We start from the raw sequence: 12,148 nt of genomic DNA, 5'->3' as shown, positions 1-12,148 counted from the left end.
GGTAGACGCGGGGCTGTCGACTGCGTCCAGCTGCATACGTATTCATGGCGTGCAGTACCGGCAGGCCTGTCGGCCTGGCTTATGGTCCGGGTCTGTCAACGGCGCCTTGGGAGGGGAAATGCCGACGTCACCCACAATGGTACGCGCAGTGTTCGCGCACGCTTTCGGCCTGGCCCTGCTGGGATGGGCCGCGCTGGCACAGGCGGCGGCACCGCAGATCGCCAGCGTAGAATCACCGGACAAGGTGCTGAAGGTCAGCCTGGTGCTGGACGGCGGTACCGCGCGCTACCGCGTCGAGCGCCTCGGCCAGACCGTGGTGGCCGATTCGAAGCTGGGTTTTGAACTGCGCGATGGTCGCCTCGACCGCGACTTCAGCCTGCTGGCGCAGGAACGGCGCAGTGTCGATGACAGCTGGGAACAGCCCTGGGGCGAGCGCCGGCTCACCCGCAACCACTTCAACGAACTGACCGTGCACCTGGCCGAAGGCACCGGCAGCAAGCGCCGGCTGGACCTGGTGTTCCGCGCCTACGACGACGGCCTGGGCTTCCGCTATGTGTTCCCCGAGCAACCGAACCTGCGCGAAGCGATCATCGATGACGAGCTGACCGAGTTCGCCATCGCGCCGGAGTCCACCGCATGGTGGATACCCGCGGGCGAGCCGATCCATTACGAATACCTGTACCAGCGCACCCCGCTGCGCGAAGTGCCGCTGGTGCACACGCCGATGACCCTGCGCAGCCACGACGGCCTGCACGTGGCCATCCATGAGGCGGCACTGGTCGACTACGCGGGCATGTGGCTGCGCCGCACCGAGGGCCAGCGCCTGCGCGCCCAGCTTTCGCCTTCGGCCGAAGGCTGGAAGGTGCGCCGCGCCCTGCCCTTCGCCACGCCATGGCGCACCCTGCAGATCGCCGACCGTGCCGGCGGCCTGGTCGAGTCCGACCTGATCCTCAACCTCAACGAGCCCAATGCGCTGGGCGATGTGAGCTGGGTGAAACCGGCCAAGTATCTGGGCGTGTGGTGGTCGATGCACCTGGATGAAGAGAGCTGGGYCACCGGACCGAAGCATGCGGCCACCACCGCAAAGACGCGGAAAGTGATCGATTTCGCCGCCGCGCACGGCTTCCGTGGTGTGCTGGTGGAAGGCTGGAATCCTGGCTGGGACGGCAACTGGGTCGGCAACGGTTACGACTTCGACTTCACCCGCGCCACGCCGGATTTCGACATCGAATCATTGTCGGCGTACGGGCTGAAGAAGGGCGTGCACCTGATCGGCCATCATGAAACCGGCTGTGCGATCGAACACTACGAAGACCAGCTGGGTGCTGCGCTGGATCTGTATGCGCGGCTGGGCGTGGACCAGTTCAAGACCGGCTACGTCTGCGACGACGGCCAGGTTGATCGCCGCAATCCGGCCGGCGGCCCGCTGTGGCGCGAGTGGCACGACGGGCAGTTCATGGCCCGCCATCACCTGAAGGTGGTGCAGGAAGCCGCCCGTCGGCACCTGTCGGTGAACCCGCACGAGCCGATCAAGGACACCGGCCTGCGCCGCACCTACCCGAACTGGATTTCCCGCGAAGGCGCACGTGGCATGGAATACAACGCCTGGGGCCAGCCACCGAACCCGCCCGAGCATGAGGTCAACCTGGTGTTCACCCGCATGCTGGCCGGGCCGATGGATTACACGCCCGGCATCCTCAGCCTGAAGGGCCGCCACGGCCAGGCCATTCCCAGCACGCTGGCCCGCCAGCTGGCCCTGTATGTGGTGCTGTACAGCCCGATCCAGATGGCTGCCGACCTGCCCGAGCACTACCTGCAGCACCGCGAAGCGTTCCGCTTCATCGAGGACGTGGCGGTGGACTGGGAGCAGAGCCGCGTGCTCGATGGCGAGGTCGGCGACTACGTGACGATCGTACGCCGCGACCGCAACAGCCGCGACTGGTTCCTGGGCAGCATCACCGACGAGAACGGCCGCGTGCTGCCGGTGTCGCTGGGTTTCCTGGAGCCGGGCGTGCGCTACCGCGCCGAGGTCTACCGCGATGGCGATGGCGCGGATTTCCGCAGCAGTCCCTTCGCCTTCAAGCGCGAAACACGCGAGGTCAGCAGCACCGATTCACTCACCCTGGTGCTGGCGCCGGGCGGCGGACAGGCCATCCGCTTCACCCCGCTGTGAATGCGCAGGTAGTGCCGGCCGCTGGCCGGCATCGTTGCGACGTGGATGGTTGCCGGCCAGTGGCCGGCACTACCGGAATGATGATCTGGAAGCGATTACAACCCTGCAAACGCCATTGAATACGTATGCAGGGTGATTCCCACGAAGAACGCGCTGCCTACCATAGCGGCGACGACAGCGGCCACCGCGTCGCACGTCCTCGACACCATCGGGACGACCACGAATCGCACTACAACATTGCCTGGGAGGGGAAAATGTTGAACCACAAGCGCAGTGCGCTGAGCATCGCGTTGGCCGTCGTACTGACGCCATCGCTGGCAGCAGCGCAGTCCACGCAGAGCACGGCAACCCCGCCAACCGGCACCGCCGCCACCAACCTGGACACGGTGCAGGTCACCGGCATCCGTCGCGGCATCGAAAGCGCCATCGCCACCAAGCAGGACGCCACCTCGGTGGTCGAAGCCATCTCCGCCGAGGACATCGGCAAGCTGCCCGACGTCAGCATCGCCGAATCGATCTCGCGCCTGCCTGGCCTTGCCGCACAGCGTGTGGCCGGTCGTGCGCAGGTGATCAGCGTGCGCGGCCTGTCGCCGGATTTCGCCACCACCCTGCTCAACGGGCGTGAAGTGGTCAGCACCGGCGACAACCGCGGCGTCGAGTTCGACCAGTATCCGTCCGAGCTGGTCAACGGCGTGACCGTGTACAAGACCCCCGATGCAGCGCTGGTCGGCCAGGGCCTGTCGGGCACCATCGACATGCAGACCGCACGTCCGCTCAGCTTCCCCGACCGCGTCATCGCCGTCAGCGGCCGCTACCAGAAGAGCTCGCTGGGCCGCGCCGCCGACACCGACCCGTACGGCAACCGCTTCAGCGCCAGCTACATCGACCAGTTCCTGGACAAGACCCTCGGCATCGCCATCGGCTACGCGCACAGCGACATGCCGATCCAGGAAAACCAGGTGGGCCTGTACGAGCCGTGGACCACCGAGCACACCACCAACGGCGACCGCCCCGGTGTTGCCGCTGGCACCTACTTCACCGACGGCATCAAGGCGCTGCGCCGCACCGGCAACAACAAGCGCGACGGTGTGATGGCCACGATCCAGTTCCGGCCGAACAACAGCTGGACCAGCACCTTCGACGCGTTCCATACCGAAGCGGAACAGATCGACACCGCCAACCAGTTCGAGCTCAACCTCAGCAACTACAACGGCGGCTACACCCCGGGACTGCTGGTCAGCAACCCGCAGGTCAACGCCAATGGCACCTTCACCGGTGGCACCGCCAGTGGCGTGTACCCGCTGGTGCGCGGCATGTACAACAAGCGCAAGGACAAGATCGATGCGTTCGGCTGGAACAACGAGTTCACCTTCGGCAGCGTCAAGCTGGTTGCCGACCTGAACTATTCCAAGGCCACCCGCGACGAACTGAACCTGGAAAACAACCTGCAGCTGACCCCGATGCCGCAGCTGGATACGGTCGGTGTGCAGTTCCGCCAGGATGGCTTCTCGCAGATCAGCCCGGGCCTGAACTACTCCAACCCGGACGCGCTGTTCCTGACCAACACCATCTACGGTTCTGGTTACGGCAAGGTGCCGAAGGTGGAAGACCGCCTGAAGGGTGGCAAGCTGGCCGCGACCATCGCCCTGCCCGAAGCAATGGCGTCGTGGGCACCGGATCTGGATATCGGCGTGAACTATGCCGACCGCCGCAAGGTGAAGACCCAGTCCGAAGGCAACATCCTGCTGGGCGCGCAGGGCGATGCCAACATCGCATCGGATCTGCAGTACCGCCCGGTCAACCTCGGCTTCGCCGGCCTGGGCACCATCCCGGCCTGGAACGTGCCTGGCGCGGTCGGTCGCTACATGACCTTCAATCCGGTCGACAACCTGGACTACCTGATTCCCAAGTCGTGGACGGTGCAGGAAAAGATCACCACCGCCTGGGCGCGCCTGAACATCAACACCGACATCGGTGTGGTGGGCGTACGCGGCAATATCGGCGTGCAGATGCAGCACACCGACCAGAGCTCGGACTCGCGCTACTGGGATAGCTCGCAGGCGGCCGGCAACAACATCCAGCCCTACTCGGACGGCCGCAAGTACAACGACTGGCTGCCCAGCTTGAACCTGGCCTTCATGTTCCCGCATGAGCAGACCCTGCGTTTTGCCGCAGCCAAGCAGGTCGCGCGCCCGCGCGTGGACCAGATGCGCGCGGGCCTGGAGTTCGGCGTGGATACCGGTACCGGTCGCCCCGGCGGCAGCGGCGGCAACCCGTTGCTGGACCCGTGGCGCGCCACCGCGCTGGACCTGTCCTATGAGAAGTACTTCGGCGAGAAGGCCTACGTGGCCGCCGCGATCTTCTACAAGGACCTGAAGAGCTACGTCTACACCCAGTCGGTGGACAACTACGACTTCACCGGCCTGCTGGGCGACTATGTGCCGCCGCCGGGCATGGTGGTGCCGGTGCTGCCGACCGGCACGTTCTCGACTCCGGTGAACGGCAAGGGCGGCACCCTGAAGGGCCTGGAGCTGACCGCGTCGTTCCCGCTGGAAATGCTGACCGACAGCCTGCGTGGCTTCGGCGTGCAGGCCAGCGCGACCTTCAACAAGAGCGACATCCAGATCCTGGATCCGGAAAGCGCGTCCAGCGTGGGCACCGACCCGATCAGCCTGCCCGGCCTGTCCAAGCGCGTGTACAACTTCACCGCCTACTACGAGCGTAGTGGCTTTGAGGCACGCGTGAGCCAGCGCCGCCGTTCGGACTTCATCGGCGAGATCGGCAACTTCAACGGCAACCGCACCCTGCGCTATGTCGTGGGCGAGAACGTGACCGATGCGCAGGTCAGCTATACCTTCAGCGACAGCAGCAGCCTGCGTGGGCTGACCCTGCTGCTGCAGGGAAGCAACCTGACCAACGAGCCGTACCGCACCTACGCCGGCACCAAGGATCGCCCGCTGGAGTACATCGAGTGGGGCCGCACCTACATGCTGGGCGTGAACTACAAGTTCTGAGGTAGCGCCGGGCCATGCCCGGCGACCCGGACTCGGTAGTGCCGGCCGCTGGCCGGTACCGCCATCGGTAGCGCCGGGCCACGCCCGGCGACAGGACACAGCGAACAGGACCGGAAACCCGCTGCGCAGGCAGCGGGTTTTCCTTTGTGCGCACAACGCGATGGCCAGTGAAGCGTGATCGGTACGGCCCCATCCACGCATGCCGTGGTTCTCCCCCGCCGCATCGCAATCGATGCGTGCCGGGCATCCATTCGCCCCCCTGGTAGATCCACGCCATGCGTGRATGCTCTGCRCCGGAACCGCGCCCACAAAAAAGGGACGGGGCGCTTCGGCCCCGTCCCCGCAAGTACCGCCACCGGAGAAATCGGTCAGCTGCGTCGTGCGCAATACACCGCACGCGGSGGCAGCTGCAGTTCATTGCCCTGCACCGTCCCCGCATCCGGGCCCGGCACAGCCACCTGCTGCCAGTTGCCCGCCGGCAGCGGATGGCTCACCGCTTCGGCCGACAGGTTGAAGGCCAGCAGGAGAGTTTCATCTGCAAGCATACGCTCGAACAGCAGCACTGGCTCGGCACTGTCCAGGAACCGGATGTCACCGTGCAGCAGGGCCGGCTGGGTACGGCGCCAGGCCAGGAAGCTGCGGAAGGCCGACAGCACCGAATGCGGATCCTGCGCCTGCACCGCCACGGCCGCCGCCTGGTGCTCGGCCGGGATCGGCAGCCACGGCTTGCCGGTGGTGAAGCCGGCCAGCGGCGCGTCGATCCACGGCAGCGGCGTGCGGCAGCCGTCGCGCCCCTTGAAGTTGGGCCAGAAGGTGATCCCATACGGGTCCTGCAGCGCCTCGAACGGCACTTCGGCCTCGGCCAGGCCCAGTTCCTCGCCCTGGTACAGGCAGACCGAACCACGCAGTGAACACAGCAGCGCCACCAGCATCCGCGCCAGGCGAGGGTCGGCCGGATGGCCACCCCAGCGGCTGACCGCCCGCTCCACATCGTGGTTGGACACCGCCCAGCACGGCCAGCCTTCGGTCATCGCCGCTTCCAGGCGCGAAACGGTGTCGCGGATGTAGGCCGCGCTGTAATCGTTGACCAGCAGCTCGAAGCTGTAGCCCATGTGCAGGCGGCCATCCTGGGTGTATTCGGCGGTGGTCGCCAGCGAATCCTCCGAGGAGATCTCGCCCAGGCTCACCGCCCCCGGGTACTCGTCCAGCAGGGCGCGCAGCTGCTCCAGGAACGGCAGGTTCTCCGGCTGGGTGTTGTTGTAATAGTGGTACTGGTAGGCGTACGGGTTGTCCGCGCTGAAGCCGCGGCCGACGCGCTTGTCGGCCGGCTTGGGCGGGTTGTCGCGCAGCTGCGCGTCATGGAAGCAGAAGTTGATCGCATCCAGGCGGAAGCCATCCACACCCCGGTCCAGCCAGAAGCGCACGTTGTCCAGGGTCGCCTGCTGCACCTGCGGGTTGTGGAAATTCAGGTCCGGCTGGTCCACCAGGAAGTTGTGCAGGTAGTACTGCTCGCGGCGCGGCTCCCACTGCCAGGCACCGCCGCCGAACAGCGACAGCCAGTTGTTGGGGGGCGTGCCGTCCTCGCGCGGATCCACCCACACATACCAGTCCGCCTTCGGGTTGCTGCGGTCCTGGCGGCTCTCGCGGAACCAGGCGTGCTCGATCGAGGTGTGGCTGAGCACCTGGTCGATCATCACCTTCAGGCCCAGGCCGTGGGCCTTGGCCAGCAGCCGGTCGAAGTCGTCCAGGCTGCCGAACAGCGGATCGACATCGCGGTAGTCGGCGATGTCATACCCGAAGTCGGCCATCGGCGATCGGAAGAACGGCGAGATCCAGATCGCATCCACGCCCAGCGCGGCGATATGGTCCAGGCGCTGGATGATGCCGGGCAGGTCGCCTACCCCGTCGCCGTTGGCGTCGAGGAAACTGCGCGGGTAGATCTGGTAGATGACGGCTCCGCGCCACCATGGATAGTGCGACATCGACAGCCCCCCTCCGGGCATGCGGGACCCGCTGGAAGCGGGCCGAAAACCAACTCCCGCAAGCTTAGCGGCGGCCCACGACGATGGCGCTGCCTGCATACGTATTCACGCCAGACGCCACGCCCGGTGGCGCGCGGCGGTGGCCTGGCCCCCGGTTTCCTCCCCAATTCACAGGCAACGCCTATAATCAGGGATGAGCCTGAAAGCCTGATCGCATGACCATCACTGAAGACACCCGTCCCGCCCTGGGCCTGTCCCAGATCCAGTCGCTTGCCGCAGTCGACATGGCTGCCGTCGATGCCCTGATCCGCCGCCGGCTGTCCTCGGATGTGGTGCTGATCAACCAGATCGCCGACCACATCATCTCCGCTGGCGGCAAACGCCTGCGGCCGATGCTGGTGATGCTGGCCGGCCATGCGGTCGGCGGCTCCGGYCCCGAGCACCACCAGCTGGCAGCGATCATCGAGTTCATCCACACCTCCACCCTGCTGCACGACGACGTGGTGGACGAATCCAGCCTGCGCCGCGGCCGCAGCACCGCCAATGCACTGTGGGGCAACGCGCCCAGCGTGCTGGTGGGCGACTTCCTGTACTCGCGCAGCTTCCAGCTGATGGTCGAGCTGGACCGGATGCCGGTGATGCAGATCCTGGCCGACACCACCAACCGCATTGCCGAAGGCGAAGTGCTGCAGCTGCTGCACGTGCACAACCCGGACACCGACGAAGCCGCCTACCTGCGCGTGATCGAGCGCAAGACCGCGGTGCTGTTCGCCGCCGGCACGCGCCTGGGTGCACTGGCCAGCGGCGTCGATGAAGCCACCCAGCAGGCCCTGTACGACTACGGCATGCACCTGGGCTACGCCTTCCAGATCGCCGATGACGTGCTGGATTATTCGGCCAACGCCGACGAGCTGGGCAAGAACCTGGGTGACGACCTGGCCGAAGGCAAGGCGACGCTGCCGCTGATCCATGCCATGGCCCATTCCGATGAGGCCACCCGCCAGCGCCTGCGCGCGATCGTGCAGAACGGTGATGCCTCGGCGATGCCGGAAGTGCTGGCGGCGATCCACGCCACGGGAGGTCTGGAATACAGCCGCCGTCGTGCCGAGGAATATGCAGAGGCCGCCGAACGGGCGCTTGACGGCCTGGGCGACAACGATGCCGTCGCCGCCCTGCGCGGCCTGGCCCGCTACGCGGTACAGCGTTCGCATTGATGGAGGAGTGCCGACCAACGGTCGGCACCTACAAGAACGGGTGGGTGCCGACCGTTGGTCGGCACACCTTTTCAACGCCTCTCGAACCGCTCCTCGAAGAACTCATCCAGTGCCTTCCAGGCGCGCTTGGCGGCGCGTTCGTTGTACTGGCAGCCCGGCGGGCTGTTGGCATCGCGCTCGGCAAAGCAGTGCACCGCACCGCTGTAGTTGGTGAACTCCCAGTCCACCTTGGCCGCATCCATTTCCTTCTGGAAACTGCCGATATCCTCGGCGGTCACGCTCTTGTCGTCGGCGCCGTTCAGCACCAGCACCGACGGGTGGCTGCCGCCGGCCTGCGCCGGCAAGGGGGAGCCGAGCCCGCCATGCAGGCTGACCACGCCCGCCAGCGGCGCGCCGGCGCGGGCCAGTTCCAGCACCGTGGTGCCGCCAAAGCAGAAGCCCACTGCGCCGATCCGGCTGGCGTCCAGCGGTGCCTTGCCCGCCTGCGCCTTCAGTACGTTGACCGCCTCCAGCGCCCGCGCCCGCAGCAGCGGCCGGTCATTGCGCAGCTTGGTCGCCACCGGTCCGGCCTCGGCATCGGTCTTCGGCCGCACGCCCTTGCCGTACACATCGGCCACCAGCACCACGTAGTCATCGCCCGCCAGCTGCTTGGCCTTCTCGATGGCCGATTCGTTCACGCCCTTCCAGTTCGGCACCATCACCAGGCCGGGACGCTTGTCAGCATCTCCATCGTCATAGACCAGTACGCCAATGAAGGTCGTGCCCTGGTGCTTCCACTCCACCGGCTGGGTCTTCATCGCCGCCCACGCTGGCATCGCTGCCAGCCCCAGTACCATCGCCACGCCGCAACGCCAACGGTTCATGCGCCTGCTCCAGAAAAAGGGGACGGAGGGGATTAAGCCGTAATCGCCCCTCCCGCGTCGCATTCTGCATTGGCGGCGTGACGCAGGTGTGGTTGGATACGACTTGATCCCCTCCGTCCCCTTTTTTCTGCATGAATCTTGTTGATCGCTTTCTGTCTGGATTGATCCCGCGGCTGCCCGAGGACGATGCCCCGCAATGGGCGTGGACCGAAGGCGCCAGCGAGGCCGACCTGCAACGGCTGCGCGCGCAGTGGCCGCAGGTGCCCGACAGCCTGGTCGAGCTGCTTTCGCGCGTGGACGGCACGCACTTCCGCGACTATCCGAAGGGCGAGGTCTGCGTGCTGATGCTGGGCTCGGACGTGGGCGACTACCCGTACTACCTGCGCTCCATCGCGCAGATCTTCGAAGACCAGCAGCAATGGGACGACAGCATCCGTTCCATCTACGAGGAATGGCTGGAAGAAGAACCGGAGATCCTCGATGCCGGCATCGATGCCGACCTGCCGATGAGCCGCCGCCTGTGCTTCTCGCACTGCATGAACAACGGCGGCACCTCGATGCTGTATCTGGATTTCGATCCCGCACCCGGCGGCAGCGTTGGACAGGTGGTGCGCTACCTGCACGACCCGGACAGCTACGCGGTCATCGCCCCCAGCTTCGATGCCTACCTGCAGCAGCTGATCGACCGCGACTACAGCTTCCTCGACGAGGAACGTTGACCGCGTCGTGGTGACGGCAGCCGGCGTGGGCTCGGCTCTCCAGTAGATCCACGCCATGCGTGGATGAAATCCCCGGGTTGCCGGCCACCGGCCGGCACGACCGTCAGGCGATCCCGATACCCGGAATCGCGCTGATCGTATCCGGGTCGAACCCGGCCAGCTCGGCGAAATGCCGCCCGCGTGCAACGTAATCGCGGTAGGCGCCATAGCTCGGCGCGCCCGGCGACAGCAGCACCACCCCACCCTGTTCGCCCAGTGCGCGACGCGCCAGCGACATCGCATCGGGCAGATCGGCAGCGGCATGCAGGCCGAAACGGCCGGCGTCGGCCAGCGGCTGCAGCATCGCGTGGATGCGCGGACCGTTGCTGCCCATGGTCACGATCTCCACCGGCGGCACGTCGTGCGCCATGTGCTGCATGAAATCAGTCCAGTCCAGGCCACGATCGTGACCACCGACCAGCAACGCGATGCGCTGGCCGGCAAAGCACTCCAGCGCCGCCAGGCTGGCATGCGGCGTGGTGCTGATCGAATCGTTGACGTAGGTCAGGTCATCGGCCTGGCCGATGCGTTGCAGGCGGTTCGGCAGCGGCCGGAAATCCTGCACCGCCGGCGCCAGCGCCACGGCATCCAGGCCCAGCGCCTCCAGCGCGGCCAGCACCGCGCACAGGTTGCCGCGGTTGTGGCGGYCCGGCAGTGGCGTATTGCGGGTATCGAATACCGCCTGCCCGCCGCGATGCACGATGTCACCGCGCATGTGCCAGCCCTGCGGCTGGTTGAACCAGACCACCTCGCTGCCGGGCAGCGACAGCGCCGCCAGATGCGGATCTGCGGCATTGAGCACGGCAACGCGCGGCGCGGCCCCGGTCACCAGCTGCAGCTTGTCTTCGATGTAGCGCTGTTCGCTGCCGTGCCAGTCCAGGTGTTCCGGGAACAGGTTCAGCACCACCGCCACCTGCGGGTGCGCACCACTGCGCGCGACCTCGCCGGTCTGGTAGCTGGACAGCTCCACCGCCCAGTACGCAGGCGCCGGTTGAGGGTCCAGCACTTCCAGCAGTGGCAGGCCGATGTTGCCGACCAGGCCGGTGCGATGCCCCGCCGCGCGCAGCAGGTGCGCGACCAGCGCGGTGGTGGTGCTTTTGCCYTTGGTGCCGGTCACGCAGATCGTGTCGCGCACGGTGCCATCGGCATCGGCATGTTCGGCAAACCACAACGCCGTGCCGCCGATGAAGCGGGTGCCCTGCTCCGCCGCCGCCAACGCGATCGGCAGGTACGGGCTGATCCCCGGCGACTTGATCACCACCTCGAATGCCGCCAAGGCCTCGGCCGACGGTTCACCACGCACGTCCAGCACGCCCTGCGTCTCCGCACGCGCGGCCGCGACCTCGCTGGCCGGGCAGAACAGGCTCAGGCCAAGCGATGGCAGGCGCGCGCGCAGCACCGCATACGCAGCACGCCCCTCACGTCCCCAGCCCCACAGCGCTACGCGCTTGCCTTCAAGCTGCGAAATCTTCACGCACCCGTTCCCACAGCGCCGCCGGAATACGATGTTCGCCCTGCAGCTGCATCAGCGGTGCAAGCTCCAGCTCGGCCGCATCCAGCTGCGGCTGGATTTCATTGCAGAAGCGCTTCACCAGCACGTCTTCCTTCCACTCCGGGCGCTGCGCCAGGGTGGCCATCGCCGCACGCGATTCGCGGCCTTCGCCCACGCATTCGAACGGCTTGTGGTCCTGGAATTCCAGCAGCGCATCGAAGCCACCAGCCTGCTCGATGTCATCCAGCAGGTTGCGGCCGAAGATGCGCACCAGGCGGGTCTTCGGCATGAAGGGTGCCAGCGCCAGGAAAACGAAGTGGCACTTCGGGCAGACGCCGCACCAACGGTTCACCGGGCGCTCGCCAAGGATGTGGAAGTTGCGGTTGCAGCTGGAGAAATGCGCGTCGTAGAAATCGCTCTTGGCGAACTGGCGGGCCACCGCAAGCTCCGACATCGGCCGCAGCAACGAGTAGTACTGCAGGTCGGCGGCCACGTACTTGCGCACGTGGTTGCCAAAGGCCTGCTCGCAGGCCCAGCCCTTGGACCACTGGTGGTTCACTTCACCGGTGCCCGGAATCTGGCTGCCGTAGCTGGCCGAGCGCTCGTTGGAGAACACCACCTGGTCCACACCGTGCAGCAGCGCAGCCAGCAC

8 protein-coding genes are annotated in these 12,148 nt (G+C 66.5%); 4 read left to right on the top strand and 4 right to left on the bottom strand.

All coding sequences use genetic code 11. The annotated features are described in order from the left end of the window. Window positions 1-118 precede the first annotated feature (118 nt). Window positions 119-2,173, top strand: a complete 2,055-nt coding sequence (locus tag AC1DJN_RS12575) for a glycoside hydrolase family 97 protein (protein ID WP_478039271.1) — start codon at window positions 119-121, stop codon at window positions 2,171-2,173. Window positions 2,174-2,427: 254 nt separating this feature from the next. Next, on the top strand, window positions 2,428-5,187 hold the full coding sequence (locus tag AC1DJN_RS12570) for a TonB-dependent receptor (RefSeq protein WP_032976056.1): 2,760 nt from the start codon (window positions 2,428-2,430) through the stop codon (window positions 5,185-5,187). A 368-nt stretch (window positions 5,188-5,555) separates the two neighbouring features. Here AC1DJN_RS12570 and AC1DJN_RS12565 read toward each other — a convergent pair whose 3' ends face one another. After that, window positions 5,556-7,169: an alpha-glucosidase family protein gene (locus AC1DJN_RS12565; protein WP_134832106.1), complete on the bottom strand. Its 1,614-nt coding sequence runs from the start codon at window positions 7,167-7,169 to the stop codon at window positions 5,556-5,558. 215 nt (window positions 7,170-7,384) lie between these two features. Between AC1DJN_RS12565 and AC1DJN_RS12560 the strand changes: the two genes are divergently transcribed. Further along, the gene (locus tag AC1DJN_RS12560; protein ID WP_442252083.1) at window positions 7,385-8,383 is read left to right on the top strand and encodes a polyprenyl synthetase family protein; all 999 of its coding nucleotides are present in this window, start codon (window positions 7,385-7,387) and stop codon (window positions 8,381-8,383) included. A gap of 71 nt (window positions 8,384-8,454) precedes the next feature. Here the strand turns inward: AC1DJN_RS12560 and AC1DJN_RS12555 are convergent, their stop codons facing one another. Beyond that, a complete protein-coding gene (locus AC1DJN_RS12555) occupies window positions 8,455-9,246 on the bottom strand; it encodes a dienelactone hydrolase family protein (protein ID WP_442252082.1) in 792 nt (263 codons plus the stop codon). A 131-nt stretch (window positions 9,247-9,377) separates the two neighbouring features. On the opposite strand from AC1DJN_RS12555, the gene AC1DJN_RS12550 reads away from it, so the two are divergent. After that, window positions 9,378-9,965, top strand: a complete 588-nt coding sequence (locus AC1DJN_RS12550; RefSeq protein ID WP_442252081.1) for an SMI1/KNR4 family protein — start codon at window positions 9,378-9,380, stop codon at window positions 9,963-9,965. Between the two features lie 103 nt (window positions 9,966-10,068). Here AC1DJN_RS12550 and murD read toward each other — a convergent pair whose 3' ends face one another. Further along, the gene (murD, locus tag AC1DJN_RS12545; RefSeq protein ID WP_478039270.1) at window positions 10,069-11,478 is read right to left on the bottom strand and encodes a UDP-N-acetylmuramoyl-L-alanine--D-glutamate ligase; all 1,410 of its coding nucleotides are present in this window, start codon (window positions 11,476-11,478) and stop codon (window positions 10,069-10,071) included. Further along, window positions 11,459-12,148 (bottom strand): MurL C-terminal domain-containing protein (locus AC1DJN_RS12540; protein WP_478039269.1); only part of this gene is annotated, 690 nt, incomplete at its 5' end. The genes AC1DJN_RS12540 and murD, both read right to left, overlap by 20 nt.

The organism is Stenotrophomonas sp. 05L414_2, from assembly GCF_056397905.1.
Note: the sequence above shows the minus strand (reverse complement) of the source record. Positions and strands in the feature narration are given on the sequence as shown.

Coding starts and splice junctions, on each gene's coding strand:
- AC1DJN_RS12570 (WP_032976056.1), top strand. CDS start 2,428: ATGTTGAACCACAAGCGCAGTGCGCTGAGCATCGCGTTGGCCGTCGTA.
- AC1DJN_RS12555 (WP_442252082.1), bottom strand. CDS start 9,246: ATGAACCGTTGGCGTTGCGGCGTGGCGATGGTACTGGGGCTGGCAGCG.
- AC1DJN_RS12550 (WP_442252081.1), top strand. CDS start 9,378: ATGAATCTTGTTGATCGCTTTCTGTCTGGATTGATCCCGCGGCTGCCC.